This window comes from Saccharothrix xinjiangensis (assembly GCF_039527585.1).
Classification (GTDB): domain Bacteria; phylum Actinomycetota; class Actinomycetes; order Mycobacteriales; family Pseudonocardiaceae; genus Actinosynnema; species Actinosynnema xinjiangensis.
The window spans coordinates 52,286-71,885 of the sequence record NZ_BAAAKE010000019.1 but is presented as its reverse complement, the minus strand read 5'-3'; the positions used below and the strand labels follow the sequence as shown (position 1 = coordinate 71,885).

17 protein-coding genes are annotated in these 19,600 nt (G+C 74.9%); 13 read left to right on the top strand and 4 right to left on the bottom strand.

Annotated elements, in window-relative coordinates:
* Nucleotides 1–252 precede the first annotated feature (252 nt).
* Together ABD223_RS29500 and ABD223_RS29495 are read right to left on the bottom strand one after the other, a co-directional pair.
* A complete protein-coding gene (locus ABD223_RS29500) occupies nucleotides 253–537 on the bottom strand; it encodes an Lrp/AsnC family transcriptional regulator (protein ID WP_344039854.1) in 285 nt (94 codons plus the stop codon).
* A 39-nt stretch (nucleotides 538–576) separates the two neighbouring features.
* Nucleotides 577–2,280 carry a DEDD exonuclease domain-containing protein gene (locus tag ABD223_RS29495; RefSeq protein ID WP_344039853.1) on the bottom strand — a complete coding sequence of 568 codons (1,704 nt, stop codon included), beginning with the start codon at nucleotides 2,278–2,280 and terminating at the stop codon, nucleotides 577–579.
* A gap of 205 nt (nucleotides 2,281–2,485) precedes the next feature.
* Here ABD223_RS29495 and ABD223_RS29490 point away from each other — a divergent pair, with 205 nt between their 5' ends.
* The 5 genes from ABD223_RS29490 (at nucleotide 2,486) to ABD223_RS29470 (ending at nucleotide 8,114) form a co-directional block, all read left to right on the top strand.
* Entirely contained in the window at nucleotides 2,486–3,835 is a 1,350-nt protein-coding gene (locus tag ABD223_RS29490) for an NYN domain-containing protein (protein ID WP_380648400.1), read from the top strand.
* A 295-nt stretch (nucleotides 3,836–4,130) separates the two neighbouring features.
* Nucleotides 4,131–5,171, top strand: coding sequence for a C40 family peptidase (locus tag ABD223_RS29485; protein WP_344039852.1), 1,041 nt, complete (start codon nucleotides 4,131–4,133; stop codon nucleotides 5,169–5,171).
* 32 nt (nucleotides 5,172–5,203) lie between these two features.
* Complete coding sequence (locus ABD223_RS29480) at nucleotides 5,204–6,490, top strand: hypothetical protein (RefSeq protein WP_344039851.1); 1,287 nt, start codon at nucleotides 5,204–5,206, stop codon at nucleotides 6,488–6,490.
* A gap of 9 nt (nucleotides 6,491–6,499) precedes the next feature.
* The gene (locus ABD223_RS29475) at nucleotides 6,500–7,630 is read left to right on the top strand and encodes a glycosyltransferase family 4 protein (RefSeq protein ID WP_344039850.1); all 1,131 of its coding nucleotides are present in this window, start codon (nucleotides 6,500–6,502) and stop codon (nucleotides 7,628–7,630) included.
* Nucleotides 7,631–7,898: 268 nt separating this feature from the next.
* Nucleotides 7,899–8,114: a hypothetical protein gene (locus tag ABD223_RS29470; RefSeq protein ID WP_344039849.1), complete on the top strand. Its 216-nt coding sequence runs from the start codon at nucleotides 7,899–7,901 to the stop codon at nucleotides 8,112–8,114.
* Nucleotides 8,115–8,370: 256 nt separating this feature from the next.
* On the opposite strand, the gene ABD223_RS29465 is transcribed toward ABD223_RS29470, so the two are convergent.
* Nucleotides 8,371–11,307 carry an AfsR/SARP family transcriptional regulator gene (locus ABD223_RS29465; RefSeq protein ID WP_344039848.1) on the bottom strand — a complete coding sequence of 979 codons (2,937 nt, stop codon included), beginning with the start codon at nucleotides 11,305–11,307 and terminating at the stop codon, nucleotides 8,371–8,373.
* Nucleotides 11,308–11,623: 316 nt separating this feature from the next.
* Entirely contained in the window at nucleotides 11,624–13,432 is a 1,809-nt protein-coding gene (locus ABD223_RS29460) for an AMP-dependent synthetase/ligase (RefSeq protein ID WP_344039847.1), read from the bottom strand.
* A gap of 111 nt (nucleotides 13,433–13,543) precedes the next feature.
* Between ABD223_RS29460 and ABD223_RS29455 the strand changes: the two genes are divergently transcribed.
* Genes ABD223_RS29455 through ABD223_RS29420 form a run of 8 tightly spaced genes read left to right on the top strand, consistent with a single transcriptional unit; the run spans nucleotide 13,544 to nucleotide 19,512 of the window.
* Nucleotides 13,544–13,924: a polyketide cyclase / dehydrase and lipid transport gene (locus ABD223_RS29455; protein ID WP_344039846.1), complete on the top strand. Its 381-nt coding sequence runs from the start codon at nucleotides 13,544–13,546 to the stop codon at nucleotides 13,922–13,924.
* 11 nt (nucleotides 13,925–13,935) lie between these two features.
* Nucleotides 13,936–14,724: a metallophosphoesterase family protein gene (locus ABD223_RS29450; protein WP_344039845.1), complete on the top strand. Its 789-nt coding sequence runs from the start codon at nucleotides 13,936–13,938 to the stop codon at nucleotides 14,722–14,724.
* 26 nt (nucleotides 14,725–14,750) lie between these two features.
* Nucleotides 14,751–15,188 (top strand): SRPBCC family protein, encoded by a 438-nt coding sequence (locus ABD223_RS29445; protein WP_344039844.1) that lies wholly within the window; start codon nucleotides 14,751–14,753, stop codon nucleotides 15,186–15,188.
* The gene (locus ABD223_RS29440; protein ID WP_344039843.1) at nucleotides 15,185–16,378 is read left to right on the top strand and encodes an ArsA family ATPase; all 1,194 of its coding nucleotides are present in this window, start codon (nucleotides 15,185–15,187) and stop codon (nucleotides 16,376–16,378) included. The genes ABD223_RS29445 and ABD223_RS29440 overlap by 4 nt, the downstream gene beginning before the upstream one ends.
* 5 nt (nucleotides 16,379–16,383) lie before the next feature.
* Nucleotides 16,384–16,734 (top strand): hypothetical protein, encoded by a 351-nt coding sequence (locus tag ABD223_RS29435; RefSeq protein ID WP_344039842.1) that lies wholly within the window; start codon nucleotides 16,384–16,386, stop codon nucleotides 16,732–16,734.
* A 23-nt stretch (nucleotides 16,735–16,757) separates the two neighbouring features.
* Entirely contained in the window at nucleotides 16,758–17,729 is a 972-nt protein-coding gene (locus ABD223_RS29430; RefSeq protein ID WP_344039840.1) for an ROK family protein, read from the top strand.
* Nucleotides 17,730–17,755: 26 nt separating this feature from the next.
* The gene (locus ABD223_RS29425) at nucleotides 17,756–18,577 is read left to right on the top strand and encodes an MEDS domain-containing protein (RefSeq protein WP_344039838.1); all 822 of its coding nucleotides are present in this window, start codon (nucleotides 17,756–17,758) and stop codon (nucleotides 18,575–18,577) included.
* Nucleotides 18,574–19,512, top strand: a complete 939-nt coding sequence (locus tag ABD223_RS29420) for an anti-sigma factor RsbA family regulatory protein (protein ID WP_344039837.1) — start codon at nucleotides 18,574–18,576, stop codon at nucleotides 19,510–19,512. The genes ABD223_RS29425 and ABD223_RS29420 overlap by 4 nt, the downstream gene beginning before the upstream one ends.
* Nucleotides 19,513–19,600: the final 88 nt, after the last annotated feature.

Sequence of the window (19,600 nt, the reverse complement as noted above, 5' to 3'; positions counted from 1 at the left end):
CGCGAGTCGTACGCCCAGGTCGACCGTGTCGTGCGTTCAGGACCCCCGAGTTCAACGTTCAGGTACCCCCGCGCAGGTCGGCGGGGGTGCGCGAACGTAGAACTCAGGGGTCTTGAGCGTTCGACACGATGGTCCTGAACGTTCGACTCGCGCGTTCTGGACGTACGACACGGTGGTTCTGGGCGTACGACTCGCGCGTTCTGGGGGTACGACTCGCGGGGTCTGGGGGGACGACTCGCGCGTGGGTGGGGGTCAGGCGTCGTCCAGGCCGATGGCGAAGGCCGCGTCCGTGTCGCGCTTGGAGTACGAGCGGAACGAGATGTGGGTGTCCGTGTTCAGCACGCCGGGCACCTTGGAGATGCGGCCGGGCACCAGGTCGGCCAGGTCCTCGTGCCGGGCGACCTTGACCAGGGCGATCAGGTCGACGTCGCCGGCGCACGAGTAGACCTCGGTGACGCCCTCGATGTCGGCGATCGCCTGCGCCGCGTCCGGGATGGTGTCGGCGGCGGCCTGGATCAGCACGATCGCGGTGATCACAGCGGTCCTCCTCAGTCGGGGTTCTCGACCGCCCACATGCTAGTGGCCCACGTCCCGGTACTGGTCGCGACCGGCGTCGGCGCGCGCCACCCACCCCCGCCACGACCCGGCGCCGCCGGCGGGCGAGGTCCACGGCACGTCGCAGCGGACCAGGCGCGTGCCGGGGCGGTCGAGCCACCGCAGCACCACGCCCACCTCCTCGCCCGGCGCGCCGAGCAGGGGGCCCTCGCCCGGCACGACGGTCTCCGCCGCCGCCACCAGCGCGTCCACCACCGGCATCGGCGGCGTGCCGCGCCGCGCCACCCCGGCCGACGCCAGCCGCCCGTGCCGGACGACGGCGAACTCCCAGCCGCCCGAGCCGTCGGGCCGTGCCGCCACCAGCTCCGGCAGGGCGGCGAGCGCGGCCAGCCGCTGCCCCCGGTCCAGCGCCCTCACCAGCGACGACACCCGGTCGCGCCGGGTGGCCGCGTCCTCGAACCGGTGCGCTTCCGCCAGGGCGTCCAGCTGGGCGGCCAGCACGCCCAGCGGTTCCGTGTCGACGCCCGCGACGAGCCTGCGGAACGCGTCGGCGGCGGGCGCGTACTCGTCCGCCGACTGCCTCCCGGCGCACGGGGCCTTGCACCGGCCCAGCTCGTAGAGCGCGCACGGGGCGCCCGAGGGGTTGCGCGCCGGGATGCGCTGGGCGCACGCCCGCAGCGGCACGGCCTCCAGCAGGGTCTCGGCCGCCGCCTCGGCCAGCCGCCGCGACCGGAACGGGCCGAACGCGCCCTCCCTCGGCGCGCGGACCACGGACAGGCGCGGGAACGCCTCGTCGGTCAGCACGAGCCACCACACGCCCTTGGGGTTCTTGGAGCGCCGGTTGTAGGCGGGCTTGTGCGCGGTGATCAGCCGCAGCTCCCGCACCTCGGCCTCCAGCGGGTGGGCGCACTCGACCACGTCCACCCGCGTGGCGAGCGCGACCATCTCCCGCAACCGCTTCCGGCCCTCACTGGCGGTGAAGTACTGCCGCACGCGTCTTCGCAGGTCGGAGGCCGTGCCGACGTACAGCACCTCGTCCGAGGGACCCCGGAACAGGTACACGCCCGGCGTCGAGGGCAGGTCCGAGGCCAGGGTGCGCTTGCGGCGCTGCTCCGCGGTCACCTCGGGCAGGTAGGCGAGCAGCTCCTCCAGCGAGTGCACGCCGACCGACCCGACCCGCTCCAGCAGGCGGTGCAGCACCTCGACGGTGGCGCGGGCGTCGGTGAGCGCCCGGTGGTTGGGCTGCTCGGCCACGCCGAACAGCGCGGCCAGCGCCGACAGCCGGCAGCTGGGCGCCTCGTCGCGGGTCAGCACGCGGCGGGCCAGGCGGACCGTGCAGACGACGGTCGGCTTGGGCCAGGCGTAGCCGTGGCGGTGGCAGGCGGCCTTCATGAAGCCCACGTCGAAGCCGGAGTTGTGCGCGACGAGCACCGCGCCGGCCGCGAACTCCAGGAACGCGGGCAGCACGGTGGTGAGCCGCGGCGCGCCGGTGACCATCATCTGCGTGATCCCGGTCAGCGCGCTGACCTGCGGCGGGATGCCCCGCTCCGGGTCGACCAGGGTGGCGAACTCCCCGAGCACCCGCCCGCCGCGCACCTTGACCGCGCCGATCTCGGTGATCGCGTCCTCGTCCGCCCGACCACCCGTGGTCTCCAGGTCGAACACGACGAACGTGGTGTCGCGGAGCGGGGTGCCCAGTTCGTCGAACGTGAGTTGACTGGTCATCAGGTCGGCACGGTAGCCGCCACCACCGACAAACGAGGTGGGGGGAGCGGGAGGGAGGGAGGGGAGGGGAGGGAGCGGGCGGGGAGGGGGTCGGCGACCGGGTGCGGGATCAGCCGGTCGTGCGGTGGGTCGGTACTGACAGTCAGCGCCGCTGCCCCGTGTTACCGGATCGGTGGATGGGTAGGGTGGGCCGTAGCCTGTACGGGTGCAAGACCCGACCGCGCCCCTGGACGAGCTCGACACCGGTGAACCGGACGAGCCCGTCGAGTCCACTGTGGACTGGAGTGCGCTGCCCGAGCCGCTGCGCACGAGGCTGGCCGAGCTGAGCGCCGACGCGCTGGCCGACCTGGCGAAGGTCGACGTCCCGCAGTCGCTGCGAGCCGTGGCGCGGTTCGCGCCCACCAAGCGCGCCCGGCTCGGCAGCGGGGCCCTCATCGCCGGGCTGCGGTCGTCGGCGAACTTCCGCGCGGCCGTCGTGGAGTGGCTCCAGCGCAACCGGCCGGCGACGCTGGAGGTCACCGCGCCCGACCCGGTGGCGGCGGGCGCGGCGGCGGTCCTCCAGGGCGAGGAGGTCGCGCACCACTTCATCGAGCTGGTCACCCGGCGCGTGGCGGACGCGGCGCTGCGGACCGAGCGGGACGCCGCCGTGCAGCGGGCCGAGCGCCTGGAGCACGAGCTGGTGCGGCTGCGGGAGGAGCGGGCCGAGCTGGACGGCGCGGTGGACCAGGTCCGGCAGGGCGCCGACGCCGAGCTGGAGCGGCTGCGCAAGCGGTTGCGGGAGCAGGGCGTGCGGGTGCGCGAGGCCAAGGACCGGGCCGAGTCGGCGGCGGTCGAGGTGGAGCGGGTGCGCGCGGAGGCCGAGGCCGAGGTGCGCAGGTTGACCACCGAGCGCGACCGGGAGCGCGAGCGCGCCGAGAGCGAGCGCGCCAAGGCGCAGCGGGCCGCGGCCGACGCCGAGGTGGCGCGCCAGTCCGCGAAGGAGGCCCGCCAGGCCGACGAGGTGCGCCTGGCGCTGCTGGTGGACACCCTGGACGGCGCGGTGAACGGCCTGCGCCGCGAGCTGGCCCTCGGCGGCTCGGGGCCGCGCCCGGCGGACCTCGTGCGGGGCGCCAGCGCGGCGCAGGGCGCGGTCGGCCGGGTGGAGGACCCCGCGGCGCTGGACCGGTTGCTCGCGCTGCCCGCGGTCCACCTGATCGTGGACGGCTACAACGTGACCAAGACGGGCTACCCGGAGCTGTCGCTGTCCGACCAGCGCGACCGCCTGGTGCACCAGCTGGCGGTGCTGGCGGCGCGCACCGGCGCGGAGGTGACGCTGGTGTTCGACGGCGCGGGCGTGGTGGCCGTGCCGACGGCCGCGCCGCGCGGGGTGCGGGTGCTGTTCAGCGACCCGGGCGTGCTGGCCGACGACGTGATTCGGGCGCTGGTGACCGCAGAACCGGAGGGCCGGCCGGTGGTCGTGGTGACCTCCGACCGGGCGGTCGCGGACTCCGTCCGGCGGCGGGGCGCCCACCCGGTGCCCTCGCCGGTGCTCCTGGCCCGGCTCGTCCGGGTGTGACACGGATCGTGTTTTTAACACCACCGGGGGTCACACCATGAGGTCACGGCTGGCCCGTTCGGTACTGGAAGTGAACTCTTGAGGTTTTGCGTCCCCCGCTAGTGGACGATTGGGCTCACTTTTCGTAACCTAGCCGAGACCTCGCGGAGGCAGCCGACCATCCTGGGCGGCGGCGCGGGTTCACCGCCGAATCGGCCTGTCGGGGAGCCGAGCCGGAAACGTTCAGCTGAGCTGCCGGGCGCCTGCGCGTGCCCGGACCGGTAGGCGGTTCACACTGAAGGAGACACACGCGACTGTGGCGTCGCAACGACTCAAGCGCGGACTGCGCGGGGCGATGGCGGCCACGGCGGTGGCCGCTGCGGCGGTGGGCGCGATGCCCGTACCGGCCGGAGCGCAACCGAACACCCCCGCGAACGCCTCCGAGGCGCTGAAGAAGTACAACGAGCTGGCCGAGCAGGCCACCAAGCTCAACGAGGAGCTGCTGCGCGCCGAGGAGCAGCGCGACCTCAACCAGGGCAAGCTCGACCAGGCCAACCAGAACCTCACCCAGGCCACCCAGGAGGGTGACCAGGCCAAGTCGGCCGAGGAGGAGTTCCGGGGCCAGGTCGACAAGCTGACCGAGGCCTCCTTCGAGGGCGCGCGGTTCAGCCAGCTGTCGGCGCTGCTGGTCGCGGAGTCCCAGCAGGACTTCCTCAACCGCATGTCCGCGCTGGGCGTGCTGGCCGCCGACAACGACGAGGCGCTCGACCGGCTCTCCGGCGCCGTCGACGCGGCCGAGAACGCGCGCGAGGAAGCCGCCAAGGCGCAGGCCGACGCGCAGGCCGCGACCGACGAGGCCATCCGCATCGCGGACGAGATCAAGGCGCGCAAGAACGACCTCGACAAGCAGAAGACCGAGGTCAAGAGCCAGCTCGACCGGCTGACCACCCAGGAGCGCACCACGCTCCGGTCGGTGGGCAGCGTGCCGAACGTGACCGTGCCCGCGGGCACGGCGGGCCGGGCCCTCCAGCACGCGCTGGACCAGATCGGCGACATGTACCAGTACGGCGCGACCGGCCCCAGCGTCTGGGACTGCTCCGGCCTGACCATGAAGTCCTACGCGTTCGCGGGCATCAGCATCCCGCGCACCAGCCAGGGCCAGGCGGGCGCGGGCCGCGCGGTCAGCCGCGCCGAGGTCCGCGCCGGCGACCTGATCATCTACAACGGCGGAATGCACGTCGGCATGGCCGTGGACAACGCCAACGTCGTGCACGCCTCCACGGACGGCGTCCCGGTGAAGATCGTGCCGCTGTCCAACCCCGGCACCATCTACGCGATGCGCCGCATCGAGGGCTGACAAGAGCGACCGGCGGGGCCATCCTGGACGGGATGGCCCCGCCGACGCCCTTTCCCCGCGCCGTGAGCCGCTACCGGGTGCCGCTGGCCCTGCTCGTGGCCCTGACCTTCCTGGGCGGCCTGGCCACGGCCGTGGCGCCGGACCGGCCCGCGCCCGCCGCCGAGGCCGCGCCCGCGCGGGTGACCGAGGTCCGGTCGCTGCTCGACCGGCGGGCCCGAGCGCTGCTCGCCCGCGACGAGGCGGCGTTCACCGCCGACCTCGACCCGCTGGCCGACCCCGGGTTCCGGCAGCGGCAGCGCGACCTGTTCCGCAACCTCGCCGCCGTGCCGCTGGCCGAGTGGGGTTACCTGCTGGGGAGCGGCGAGACCGACCTGTCCTCGCTGGTCCCGCCCGCCGCCGACGAGGCGTGGGCGCCGGGCGTGCGGCTGTCCTACCGGCTGCGCGGCGTGGACGCCGAACCCAGCGGCCAGGGCATGGCCTACCTGTTCACCCGGCGCGGCGACCGCTGGTACCTCAACTCCGACACCGCCCTGGAGCCGCTGGGCAGGCGCACCTGGCGCGGGCCGTGGGACTTCGGGCCCTGCCAGGTGCACGGCGGACCCGGCGGTTTCGTGATCTCCCACCCCGGCGGCGAGGTGCTGGCGCGCCGGGCGCTGGCCGAGCTGGACGGCGCGGTGCGCGCGGTCACCGAGGTGTGGGGGCGGGCGTGGGCGCGGCAGGTGGCCGTGCTGGTGCCCTCCGGCGTCGAGGAGATGAGCGCGCTGGTCGGGCCAGGGTTCGCCACCGGCGCGATCGCGGGCGTCGCCGTGGCCGACCGGGTGGACCCGGCCACGCGCACCGCGCGCGGCCAGCGGGTCGTGCTCAACCCGGACAGCGCGGGCGCCCTGTCGCCGATCGCGCTGCGGGTGCTGCTGCGGCACGAGATCACGCACGTCGCGGTGCGCGGCGAGACCGCGGACGGCGCGCCGATGTGGCTGCTGGAGGGGTTCGCCGACTACGTGGGCTACCGGGGCAGCGGCGTGCCGCCGCGGCGGGCCGCGCCGCTGCTGGCCGCCGCGGTGCGCGAGGCCCCGCCGACCGGGCTGCCCTCGGACGCCGACTTCCGCGGGCCCGACATGGAGCTGGCCTACCAGCAGGCGTGGTCGCTCAACGAGTACCTGGCGTCGGTGCTGGGCGAACCGGGCCTGGTGGAGCTGTACCGGCGGCTGGCGCGGGCGCCCGCGTCCGAAGTGGACGAGCTGCTGCCGGAGCTGACCGGCTGGGGCGTCGCCGAGCTGGTCTCGGGCTGGCGCGAGTACCTGGCGGCGACGTTCCCGTAACGTGTGCGCGTGCGTCGGACCCTCCTGGTGACCAATGACTTCCCGCCCCGGCCCGGTGGCATCCAGGCCTACCTGCACGCCCTGGCCGTGCGGTTGCCGGACCTCGTGGTGTACGCGCCGTCGTGGACCTCGCCCGCGGGCTCGCACCCGGAGTTCGACGAGGTGCAGCCGTTCGAGGTGGTGCGGCACCCCGGCACGCTGATGCTGCCCACGCCCGACGTGGTGCGCCGGGCGGCGGACATCGCGCGCGGCGCGCGCTGCGACGCCGTGTGGTTCGGCGCGGCGGCGCCCCTGGCGCTGATGGCGCCGTGGCTGCGGTCGGCGGGCGCGGAGCGGGTGGTGGCGTCCACGCACGGGCACGAGGTGGGCTGGTCGATGCTGCCCGGCGCGCGGCAGGCGCTGCGCCGGATCGGGTCCGATGTGGACGTGGTGACGTTCGTGAGCCGGTACACGCGGTCCCGGTTCGCCGCGGCGTTCGGGCCGATGGCGGCGCTGGAGCACCTGCCGTCCGGCGTGGACACCTCGGTCTACCGGCCGGACCCGGCCGCCCGCGCCGACCTCCGCGCCCGCTACGGCCTCGGCGACCGGCCGGTGGTGGTGTGCGTGTCCCGGCTGGTGCCGCGCAAGGGGCAGGACGTGCTGGTGCGGGCGCTGCCGGAGATCAGGCGGCGGGTGCCGGGCGCGGCGCTGCTGGTGGTCGGCGGCGGCCCGTACCGGGCGGCGTTGGAGAAGCTGGCGGTGGCCGAGGGGGTCGAGGAGCACGTCGTGCTGACCGGCTCGGTGCCGTGGGAGGAGCTGCCCGCGCACTACAACGCGGGCGACGTGTTCGCCATGCCGTGCCGGACCCGGGGCCGGGGCCTGGACGTCGAGGGCCTGGGCATCGTGTACCTGGAGGCGTCGGCGAGCGGGCTGCCCGTGGTGGCGGGCCGGTCGGGCGGCGCGCCGGAGACGGTGCGCGACGGCGTGACCGGGCGCGTGGTGGACGGCCGCGAGGTGTCGGAGGTGGCGTCGGCGGTGGCCGAGCTGCTGGCCGACCCGGGCACCGCGGCGAAGATGGGCGAGGCCGGGCGCGAGTGGGTCACGCGGCACTGGCGGTGGGACGACCTGGCGGACCGGCTGGCGAACCTGATCAACGGCTGAACCCGAGGGGCGGGGCGCGCCCGGTCTGGGTTTGGTCCCGGTCCCGGTCTGGCTCGCGGTCGTACCCGCGCCCGAGGCGCGGCCGTCAACTCGCGAGTTCCAGCTCGTCCCGCTGCGCCGGGACCTCCTCCGACAGCGGGTCGAGCAGCGGTTCGGCCTCGGCGGTGACGCGCTCACCTGCTACCCGCCGGACGACAAGATGCGAGCGCGCCTGCCGCCGCCTACGGTGGCAGCGAGCCTTAGCCCTGCGCCTCGGGAGGATCACCGAATGAGTCCGGAGACGCCGTCGAACGACGCGGCCGACCAGCTGCGCCCCGCCGTGCCGGAACCGGAGGGGGTCGACCTGGACGAGGAAGCCGCCGTAGGCCGCGACACCCCCTCCACCTCCGTCCCCGACACCCTGGAAGCGGACCCGGCCGACGTGGCTGACCAACTCCGCGCCGTCCCCCTCTCCGACGACCACCCGGACCAATCCCACCTCTAACCGCGTGTCCTCCACTCGGACATCACGTGTCCTCCACTCAGGCATCACGTGTCCTCCACTCCGACACCGCGAGTCGAACGTTCAGACCGCGCGAGTCGAACACTCAGGACCCCCGAGTTCTACGTTCGCGTCACCCCCGAGGGCTGCCTGAACGTAGAACTCGGGGGTCCTGAACGTGGGACACGGTCGACCTGAGTGTTCGACTCGCGATGCCTGAGTGGAGGACACGCGATGCCTGAGTGGAGGACACGCGGGGTTAGGGGGGTGGAGGGGGGAGGTCCAGCAGGTGGGTGGCTTGGTCCAGTTCGGTGGTGGCGGCCAGGTCGTCGCCCAGGGCGCGGTGCGCGGCGGCCAGTTCGGTGCGCGCGGCCCGCTCGATCAGGCGGAAGCCCAGGCGGGTGGTCAGGGAGACCGCTTCGGTGGCCAGGGCCCGCGCCTCGCCCGCCTCGCCCAGCAGCCGCCGCACGCCCGCCAGCCCCACCAGCGCCCGCGCCTCGCCCGACGGGTAGCCGATCCGGCGGGCCTTGGTCAACGCCTGCTGGAACTGCCCGTCCGCCGCGCGCAGCGAACCCAGGCCCCGGTTCGCCGACGCCATCACCACCAGCACGTTCGTGGTGATCCGCTGGTCACCGCCCTCGCACAGCTCGCCCAGCGCCCGGTCGGCGAGGTCCAGCGCCTCCGCGTGCTCGCCCAGGTCCAGCCGCACCGACGCGGTGACCTCCAGCGCCCTCGCCGCGGCCTCCCGGAATCCCGCCTCGGTCGCCAACCGCAACGCGTCGGCCAGGCGCGACAGCGCGCGCTGCGGCTCACCCATCGCCTGAGCCGCCACGCCTAACAGCGTCAACGCCGTGATCTCGCTGCTCCGCAACCCGTGCTCGACGCTGACCGCCAGCGCCTCGCCCAGCAGGTCGACGGCCTCGGCCAGCTCGCCGGTCTCGATGGCCAGCACCCCCAGCCCGGTGAGCACCCCCGTCTCACCCGACCGCGGCCCGCCCGACTCGCGCTTCAGCGCCAGGCACGTCTCCAGGTCGTTGCGCGCCGACGCCAGGTCGCCCGCCTCCAGCCGCACCACGCCGAGGTTCCCGCGCACCCCCGCCTCCGACGCCAGGTCGCCGGTCACCCGGTGCAGCTCTACCGCCCGCGTGCAGTGCGCGATCGACTTGGCGAAGTCGCCCAGCCGCCAGTGCAGCGTGCCCAGGTTCTGGTGCATCGCCGCCTCGGCGGCCACGTCCCGCTGCTCGTGCGCGGCGTCCATCCCGTACTGCGCGGTCAGCAGCCAGTCGGTCACGTGCTTGCCGATCCACAGGTACCCGCGCAGCCCGTCGGCCAGCCGCCACGACACCGCCGCCGGCCCGTGCTCCGCCGCCGACCGGATCGCCGCGGCCAGGTTCGCCCGCTCCGCGTCCAGCCACGCCCGCGCCCGCGCCGCCGTGTCCACCCCCGCCGGCCGCGCGCCGCCGCCGCCCGCCGACGGCAACCGCATCAGGTCCGGGTACAGCAGCTCCGCGCAGTGGTCCACCGCCCGCACGTAGAACTCCAGCAGCCGCAGGCGCGCGGGCGCCACGTCACCGGCGACCGACGCGGCGAACCGCGCCATCGAGTCGTGGAACGAGTACCGGCCGCCCACCGACCGCACCAGCCGCGCCTCGGCCAGCCGGTCGAGCAGCGCGGCGGCCGTGGCGACCGGCACGTCCGCCGCGGCGGCCGCCGCCTCCGGCGTGAAGTCCGGCCCCGGCACGACGCTGAGCAGCCCGAACAGCCGCCGCGCCGCCGGGGGCAGGGCCTCGTGCGCGAGGTGCAGCGGGTCCCGGTGGTCCAACCGGTCCAGGTACCGCGCCACGGAACCGCCGCCGACCGAGGCCGCCGCCACGTCCAGCACCAGCGGCAGGTGCCCGCACCGCCGGGCCAGCTCCTCCGCCGCCGCGCCGGACCTCCCCAGCACGGCCAGCGACTGGGCGGGCTCCAGCACGTCCAGCCCGACCCGCCGGGCGCCGTCGACGGCGATCAGGCCGCGCAGGTCGTCCCGGCTGGTCACCAGCACCGGGCAGCTCGCCGCGCCCGGCAGCAGCGGCCGGACCTGGTCCGGCGCCGCCGCGTTGTCCAGCACCAGCAGCATCCGCCGCCCGGCCAGCAGCGACCGGAACAGCGTGCTCTGCTCGTCGGGGTCCACCGGGATCTGCTCCGGCGGCACGCCCAGCGCCCGCAGGAACCGGGTCAGCACGTCGACCACCGGTGTCGGCGGCCCCACCGAGTACCCGCGCAGGTCCACGTACAGCCGCCCGTCCGGGAACCGGTCCCGCAGCCGGTGCGCCACGTGCACCGCCAGCGCCGTCTTGCCCACGCCCGCCACCCCGGTCAGCACCACGATCGGCACCGCGGTGCGCTGCCCGTCCGGCGCGACCAGCCGGGAGATCCGCTCCACCGCCTCGACGCGACCCACGAACCCGGGCACCTCGGGCGGCAGCTGGTCCGGCACGTCCGGCGCGACCCGCCCGGCCGGCGCGGCCAGGCTCGGGTCGCCCACCAGGATCGCCTGGTGCAGCTCGCGCAGCGCCGCGCCCGGCTCGATGCCCAGCTGCTCGTCCAGGACCCGGTCGACGAGCCGGAACGCCTCCAGCGCCTCGGCCTGCCTGCTGCCCCGGTACAGCGCGATCATCAGCTGCGCCCAGAACCGCTCGCGCAGCGGGTGGTCCGTGGTCAGCGCGCGCAGCACCGGGACCACGCGCTCGTGGTTGCCCAGCGCCAGTTCGACGTCGACGCGCTCCTCGTGCGCCACCAGCAGCCGCTCGGCCAGCCGGGGCGCCTCGTCGTCGCGCAGCGCGTCGGAGGGCACGTCCGCCAGCACCGGGCCGCGCCACAGGCCCAGCGCCTCGGCGTAGAGGTCGGACGCCTCGGTCAGGCGGTTCGACCGCGCGGCCTGCCGGGCCCGGCTCGCGGTGGCGGTGAACCGGTGCACGTCCACCTGCTCGGGCGGCACCACCAACCGGTAGCCGTCCGAAGTGGTCCGGATCAGCGACGGGTCCCCGAGCAGCTGCCGCAGCCGCATCACGTAGGTCTGCAACGTGCCGCGCGTGCGCGCCGGCGGGTCGTCGCCCCACAGGAACGACACCAGCTCGCCAATTGAGACGACGCGGTTCGCGCGGAACGCCAGCGCGGCCAGCAGCGCCCGGTGCTTCCCGGCCCGCACGGGCACCGGCTGACCCTGTATGCGCACTTCAAGCGGGCCGAGAAGACCGAACCACGGCCCAGACCCCATCCGCTCGCGTCCCCTCGTCGCACCCTGCCGGGTACAGCCTAGGGCGAGCGCTGACACCGCGAGTCATCACCGCGTCAGCGATACGACAGCGAACTACGGCAGTCTTCAAGACGTCCCGGTTGGGGGACCGGGACGACAACTCATCGGGTCCGCGTCAGCGGATACGCGATCACTGGGGGTCGGGTGGCCCGCACCGAAATGGTGCGGGCCACCCGTCTGTACCTGTGGCCGAGTCCTGCCGGGGGCAGGGCGATCAGTCCTCGTAGATGGCCTTGATGTCCTGCTTGTAGGTGTTGGCCACCACCGAGCGGCGCAGTTTCAGGCTCGGCGTCATCTCGCCGCCCGCCTCGGTGAAGTCCACCGGCAGGATGCGGAACTTCTTGATCGCCTCCGCCTTGGACACCGCCGCGTTGGCCTCGTCCACCGCCGACTGGATCTCCGCGCGCAGCGCCGCGTCGTCCACCAGGTCCGCCACCTCGGCCGACGCCGGCTTGCCGTTCTGCTCCTTCCACGTCGGGAAGAACTCGGGGTCGATGGTGACCAGCGCCCCGATGAACGGCTGCGCGTCACCGACCACCATGCACTGGCTGATCAGCGGGTGCGCCCGGAGCCGGTCCTCCAGCACGGCGGGGGAGACGTTCTTGCCGCCCGCGGTGACGATGATCTCCTTCTTGCGGCCGGTGATCTTGAGGAAGCCGTCGCCGTCCAGCTTGCCGATGTCGCCGGTGTGGAACCAGCCGTCCTCCAGGGCCTCGGACGTGGCGCTCTCGTTGTTCCAGTAGCTGCGGAACACCACCTCGCCCTTGACGAGGATCTCGCCGTCCTCGGCGATGCGCACCGAGGTGCCCGCCAGCGGGCGGCCGACCGTGCCCACCCGGAACGCCGCCTCCGTGTTCACGCACGCCGCCGCGCTGGTCTCGGTCAGGCCGTAGCCCTCCAGCACCGGCACGCCGACGCCGCGGAAGAAGTGCGCCAGCCGCTCGCCCAGCGGCGCGCCGCCGGACACCGCCGCCAGGCACCGCCCGCCCAGGGCCGCCTGGAGCTTGCTGTAGACCAGCTTCGAGAACACCGCGTGCTTGACCTTCAGGCCCAGGCCCGCGCCGCCGCCGTCCTGCGCCTGGCTGTAGGCCACGGCGGTCGCCTCGGCGGCGTCGAAGATCTTGCCCTTGCCGCCCGCGTGGGCCTTCTGCTTCGCGCCGTTGTAGACCTTCTCGAACACGCGCGGCACGGCCACCACGAACGTGGGCCGGAACGACTGGAGGTCCTCGACCAGGTTCTTCACGTCCGGCGTGTGCCCCAGCGTGACCCGGGCGTAGACGCTGGTCAGCGCGATGGCGCGGGCCAGGATGTGGGCCAGGGGCAGGAACAGCAGCAGCGAGTTGCCCGCCTGCATCAGCCGCGGGAACGCGGTGATGTCCGCGCGGATCTCCGACAGCAGGTTGCGGTGGGTCAGCTCGCAGCCCTTGGGCCGGCCGGTCGTGCCCGAGGTGTAGACGATGGTCGCGGTGTCGTCCGCGGCGACGCCCTTGCGGCGGGCGTGCACGTCCTCGTCGGTCACCGACGCGCCCAGCCCGGTCAGCTCCTCGATCGCGCCGCCGACGTCGCCGGACGGTCCGTCGATCTGCCACACGTGCTTGAGCTCGGGCAGGCCGCCGGCGAAGGGCTCCACCATCGCGCGGTGCTCCGAGGTCTCCACGAACACGGCCTTGGCCGAGGAGTCGGACAGGATCCACTCGACCTGCTCGGCCGACGAGGTCTCGTAGATGGGCACCACGACGCCGCCCGCGTGCCAGATGGCGAGGTCGAGCAGCGTCCACTCGTAGCGGGTCTTCGACATCAGGCCGACGCGGTCGCCGGGCTGGAGCCCCGCCGCGAGCAGACCCCTGGCCACCGCGAGCACCTGCGCGGCGAAGTCGCGGGCGGTGAGGTCCACCCACGTCCCCTCGACGCGGCGGCGGAAGCTGACGGCGTTGCCGAAGCGCTCCGCGTTCGCCCACACCATGTCGGTGAGGTTCTCCTCGGCGGCCACAGTGGCGGTGGCGGGGACGCTGAACTCGCGCACGTCAACCTCCGGACGTTGGTTGTTACCGGTGGGGAAACTTAGCCTGTGATTCCGGCGATACACCAGGCCGGGCGACGGTTCCGTGACCGTGTCGTGGCACTCTTCCCACCCGTGCCCAGCGTTGACGTCGTGGACGAGACCTTCCTCGCGGTGCCGCCGGCCGTGGTCGCGGCGGCCTTCGCGCAGCCGCCGGCGTGGCGCGGGTACTGGCCCGACCTCACCCTCGACGTGTACGCCGACCGGGGCGTCCAGGGCCTGCGCTGGACGGTCGCCGGCGCGTTGGTCGGGACGATGGAGGTGTGGCTGGAGCCCGTCCTGGACGGCACCCTGCTGCACTACTTCCTCCGCGCGGACCTGCCGGGCGACCCGCCCGCCAAGCGCGTCCGGCGGGAGGTGCGGCGGCGCCAGTTGGCCGCCAAGGAGGTCTCGCTGGGCCTGAAGACGACCCTGGAGGCCGGTCGCCCTCCGGGTGTCGCGCCCGCCCTGCCGTAGATTCCCCACTCGTGCGGGTTCACGTCGTCTCTGATGTCCACGGCAACGCGGAGGCCCTCGCCCGCGCGGGTGACGGCGCGGACGCCCTGGTCGTCCTGGGCGACCTGGTCGACTTCGTCGACTACCACGACCACGGCAAGGGGATCCTCGGTCGGGTGTTCGGCCGGGAGAAGGTCGAGGTGTTCGCCAGGCTGCGCCGCGGGCACGTCGGCGCGGACACCGTCCACTACATGCGGTCGCTGTGGGAGAGCCTGGACAACGCCGCCGAGGTGGTCCGCGAGGCGATCCTGGAGCAGTACACCGAGCTGTTCGCGGTGATGAGCGCGCCCACCTACGCCACGCCCGGCAACGTCGACGACCCGTCCCTGTGGCCGCTGTTCGCCGGCGACGGCGTGCACGTGCTCGACGGGGGGACCGCCGAGATCGGCGGCCTGCGGTTCGGCTTCGCGGGCGGCGCCGTGCTCGACCGCGGTTTCGTGCCCAACCGGCGCGCGCCGTGGCGGCCCTACCTGCGCACCGAGGAGGACTTCGGCGCGGCGTTGGAGGCCCTGGGCGAGGTGGACGTGCTGTGCACGCACGTGCCGCCCGCGGTGCCCGAACTGACCTACGACGTGGTCGCGCGCAGGCCCGAGCGCGGCTCCACGTCGCTGGTGGGGGTGATCGAGCGCGTGCGGCCCCGGTGGTCGGTGTTCGGGCACGTCCACCAGCCGCTCGCCAGGAGGGTGCGGCTGGGCTGGACCGAGTGCGTCAACGTCGGCCACTTCCAGCGCACCGGCACGCCCCACGTGCTGCGTTGGTGAACCCGACCACCGGGTAGCCTCCCCGCATGGCCGACGAGTCCACCCAGTCCATCGTCATCGACGCGACGCCCGAGGAGATCGTGGCGGTCATCGCCGACTTCGACGCCTACCCGGAGTGGGCCAACGGCGTGAAGCGCACCGAGGTGCTGGAGGACGGGGCGGACGGCCGCGCGGCCCAGGTGAAGTTCAACATCGACCAGGGTCCGATCAAGGACGAGTACGTGCTCGCCTACGACGAGTGGTCGGCGAACCGCATCTCGTGGCACCTGGTGCGGGGCCAGATGCAGAAGTCGCAGGAGGGCGCCTACGCGTTGAGCCCCAAGGGCGGCTCGACCGAGGTGACCTACACGCTGTCGGTCCAGCTGGTGGTGCCGATGATCGGCCTGTTCCGCCGCAAGGCCGAGAAAATGATCATGGACACGGCGCTCAAGGAGCTCAAGCGGCGGGTGGAAAACGCGCGGTGACCGCCCGGCTGCTGCTGTTCACCGGCAAGGGCGGGGTCGGCAAGACCACCCTCGCCGCCGCCACCGCCGTCGCGCTCGCCGCCGGCGGCCGCAAGACCCTGGTCGTGTCCACCGACCCGGCCCACTCGCTGGGCGACGCGCTCGGCGCGCCGCTGCCCGCGCACGCCACCGAGGTCGACCACGGCCTGCACGCCGCGCAGGTCGACCCCCGCGCCCTCGTCGACGACGCGTGGCGCGACCTGCGCGGCCACCTGCGGACCGTGCTCGCCGGCGCGGGCGTGGACGAGCTGGACGCCGAGGAGCTGACCGTGCTGCCCGGCGTGGAGGAGCTGCTCGCGCTCTCGGAGGTGCGGCGCCTGGCCCGCGGCGGCACGTGGGACGTGGTGGTGGTCGACTGCGGCCCCACCGCCGAGACCCTGCGCCTGCTGGCCCTGCCCGAGGCGTTCGCCTCCTACCTGGAGCGGCTGTTCCCCGCCCACCGGCGCGTGGTGCGCGGCCTGCTGGCCGGTGTCGCGGGCAGCGGCTCGGTGGAGCGCTGGGACGACACCGCCGACGCGCTCGGCAGGCTCGCGGAGGGCCTGGAGCAGCTGCGCGACCTGCTGACCTCGCCGACCACCGGCGTCCGGCTCGTGCTGACCCCCGAGCGGGTGGTCGCCGCCGAGACCCGCCGCACCGTCACCGCGCTCGCCCTCCAGGGCATCCGGGTCGACGGCGTGGTCGCCAACCGGGTCGTGCCGCACCCCGGCGCGGACACCGGCGCGGCGGCGACCTGGCTGCGCACCCGCCGCGCCGAGCAGGACGCCGTGCTGGACGGGCTCGCCGACCTGGGCGAGGTGCGCACCGTCGAGCACCGGGCGGTCGAACCGGTCGGCCCCGACGCCCTGCTGGACGTGGCCGAGGGCCTTTACGGCGGCCGCGACCCGCTGGAGGGCGGCGCGCCGGACGTGCCGCTGCTGGAGGTGGAGCGCACCGGCGACCTGGAGTACACGCTGCGCCTCGCGCTGCGCGTGGGCGACTCGGACCTGGACCTGGCCCGGGTGGGCGACGAGCTGGCCGTCACCGTGGACGGCAGGCGCAAGCTGATCGCGCTGCCGTCGCTGCTCAAGCGCTGCGCGGTGACCGGCGCGGAGCTGGACGACACCGGGTTGGCGGTGCGGTTCGCACCCGACCCCGACCTGTGGATGCGGTGAGGCGCGTGGACCGGAAGCCTGCCGACCCGACGCTCGTCGAGGAGCTGCGCCTGCTGCTCGACGCCGCCGCCGAACGGGCGCAGCCCTGGCTGCACCGGGTGGCCGAGCAGGGCGGGCACGACGCGGGCGGCTGCGGCTGGTGCCCGCTGTGCAACGCGGTGGCGCTGGCGCGCGGCGACCGCTCGGAGCTGGCCGCCAAGGCCGCCGAGCACGTGGCGGGCCTGATCGCCGTGCTGCGGGCCGCGCTGGCCGAACCGCCCGCCGCGCCGGCGGCGGACGAGCGGCCCGAGCAGCCCGAGGGCCCCGCCAGGCCGCGCGTCCAGCACATCCGGGTCGTCCGGCGGAACCGGTGCTAGGCGGGTCGGGGCCGGGCGGACCGGTGCTGACCGTCGGCGTCGACGTCGGCGGCACCAGCGTGCGCGCGGGCGTCGTGGACGGCGACGGCTCGGTCCTCGACACGGCCCGCGCGGGCACGCCCGCCGGCGAGGAGGCGTTGGAGGAGGCGATCGGCGCGGCGGTCGCCGAGCTGGCGTCCCGGCACCCCGTGTCGGCGGTCGGCCTGGCCGTCGCGGGCTTCGTCGCGCCCGACCGGCGCACCGTGCTGTTCGCGCCGCACCTGGCGTGGCGGCGGGCCCCGGTCGCGGAGCGGATCGCCCGGCGCGTGGGCCTGCCCGTGGTCCTGGAGCACGACGCGAACGCCGCCGCCCTGGCCGAGCACCGCTTCGGCGCGGCGCGCGGCGCCCGGGTCGCCGCCCTGGTGGCCCTGGGCACCGGCATCGGCGGGGCGCTGCTGGTCGACGGCGAGGTGTTCCGCGGCGCGCACGGCGTCGCGCCCGAGCTGGGCCACCTGCGGCTCGTGCCGGACGGCAGGCCCTGCCCGTGCGGCAAGAGCGGCTGCTGGGAGCGCTATTGCAGCGGCACCGCCCTGGGCGCCACGGCCGTGGAGCTGCTGGCCCGCCACCCCGGCCTGTCCACCGTGCTGGCACGGGAGGCCGCGGACGACCCGCGCAAGGTGACCGGCCGCCGGGTGGCCGGCGCGGCCCGCGACGGCGACCCGCTGGCGCAGCGCGCCGTCGCCGACCTGGCCCGGTGGCTGGGTGACGGGCTGGCCCTGGTCGCCGACGTGTACGACCCCGAGGTGGTGGTCATCGGCGGTGGCGTGTCCGAGTCCGCGCCGCTGTTCCTCGACGACGCCCGCGAGCGCTACGCCGAGGTGGTGACCGGCGCGGGCCACCGCCCGCTGGCCCGCCTCCGCACGGCCCAGCTCGGCGACGACGCGGGCATCGTCGGCGTGGCCACCCTCGCGCGCGAGGTGGCGCCGCTGACTTCGCGCAACGGGCGGGTCCGCTGACGCGCCGCGCGGCGTAGCATCGCGGAATGCGCACCTCTGGCGTCCTCCACGCCACCAGGGGGCTCGGGCTGCACGACCACATCTGCTGGCCCTACGACGACCCCGCGGAGTTCCGCCGGCGCGCCGTCGAGTTCCTGGCCGACGGGCTGGCCCTGGGCCAGCGGTGCTGGTACGTCTCCGAAGGCCCGACCGAAGAGCTGCTCTCCCACGTCGCCGAGCTGGGCGCGGCCCTGGACTCCGGCGCGCTGCGCGTCGTGTCGATCGACGACACCTACGGCGACGGCGGCGCGGTGACCCCGGCCGAGCAGGTCGCCACCTACGCCGCCGCGACCCGGGCCGCGCTGGCCGACGGCTTCTCGGGCCTGCGCGTGGCCGCCGAGGCCACCCCGATGGTCCGCGGCGACGAGGCGCTGGACGCGTTCTGCCGGTACGAGCACCTGGTCGACCGGTACATGGCGGGCGAGCCGTTCGCGGCGATGTGCGCCTACGACCGGACCGAGCTGCCCGCGTCGGCCATCGGCCAGCTGGCCTGCCTGCACCCGGCCAGCGGCACGGGCGGCTCGCCGTTCCGGCTCTACGCGGTGCCCCACGCGCGGGTCGCCCTGGACGGTGAGCTGGACCTGGAGAGCCGCGACGACTTCACCCGCGCCCTGGACCGCGCCGACCTGCGCGCCGGCGGCGGCCCGGTCGTCGTGGACGGGTCGTCCCTGGAGTTCATCGACCACCACGCGCTGTTCGCCCTGTCCCGCGCCGCGGACGGCGACGTGGTGCTGCGCACGCGGCGCTCGGCCCCGGCACGGCTGGCCGCGCTGGTGGGGGTGCCCGGACTGAGGGTGGAGGCCGAATGAGGACCGGAGCGGCCCGCGGGCACGAGGGCTACTTCCACGAGACCGCGTTCTACGGCAGCGACGCCGACTTCCAGGCCCTGGTCGTGCCGTTCCTCGACGAGGGCGTGTCGGCCGGCGAGCCTGTCCTCGTCGCGTGCGGCGCGGCCAACGAGCGCCTCCTCCGCGACCGGGTCGCCGACCCCTCGGCCCTCCGCTTCCTGCCCGGCTCCGACCAGTACTCCCGGCCCACCGACACGATCCTGGAGTACCGGAAGGTCTTCGCCGAGTACGCCGGGGTCGCGCAGATCCGCGTGGTGGGCGACGTGCCGCACACCGGCACGGGCGCCTCGTGGGACTGGTGGTCCCGCTACGAGGCCGCGGTCAACGACATCTTCGCCGAGGTCCCCTTGTGGGGCCTGTGCCCCTACGACCTGCGGACCACGCCCGCCGACGTGCTGGCCGACGTCCTGCGCGCCCACCCCAGGGTGGCCGGCGCGGGCGGCCGGCACCTCGCCAACCCCGACTACCTCGGGTCCTGGACCTGGCCGGAGCCGGACCGGGACCCGCTGGAGGTCGAGCACCCGCTGGTCGACCTGCTGGACCCGAGCCCGGCCGAGGCGCGGCGCGCCGTGTCGGCCGCCTGCGTGGCCACCCGCCTGACCAGGGACGAGCTGGACGACGTCGTCTACGCCGCGAGCGAGGCCGTGACCAACGCCCTCACCCACGGCAAGCCGCCGGCGCGGCTGCGCGTCTGGGCGGACGACGCGCACGTCGTGGTGGCCGTCGCCGACCGGGGCGAGGGCCCGGCCTCGCCGACCGCGGGCCTGGTGCCCACCGAGCGCACCACGACCGCGGGCCTCGGCCTGTGGCTGACCCACCGGACGTGCCGCGACGTGTCCCTGAGCCGGGACGCGGACGGCTTCACCATCCGGATGGTCGTCGGCGGCTCCACTTAAGTCCGCCCGGGTCTTCACTCGGCGGGCCCTGCTCAGCGGGTTCCGCTCGACGGATTCGGCTCGACGGGTTCCGCTCAGGCGTTCCCGC

What these genes read in the sequence shown, in the direction of transcription:
- ABD223_RS29495 (WP_344039853.1), bottom strand. Translation starts at nt 2,280, where the DNA reads ATGACCAGTCAACTCACGTTCGACGAACTGGGCACCCCGCTCCGCGAC.
- ABD223_RS29480 (WP_344039851.1), top strand. Translation starts at nt 5,204, where the DNA reads ATGGCCCCGCCGACGCCCTTTCCCCGCGCCGTGAGCCGCTACCGGGTG.
- ABD223_RS29470 (WP_344039849.1), top strand. Translation starts at nt 7,899, where the DNA reads ATGAGTCCGGAGACGCCGTCGAACGACGCGGCCGACCAGCTGCGCCCC.
- ABD223_RS29445 (WP_344039844.1), top strand. Translation starts at nt 14,751, where the DNA reads ATGGCCGACGAGTCCACCCAGTCCATCGTCATCGACGCGACGCCCGAG.
- ABD223_RS29425 (WP_344039838.1), top strand. Translation starts at nt 17,756, where the DNA reads ATGCGCACCTCTGGCGTCCTCCACGCCACCAGGGGGCTCGGGCTGCAC.
- ABD223_RS29420 (WP_344039837.1), top strand. Translation starts at nt 18,574, where the DNA reads ATGAGGACCGGAGCGGCCCGCGGGCACGAGGGCTACTTCCACGAGACC.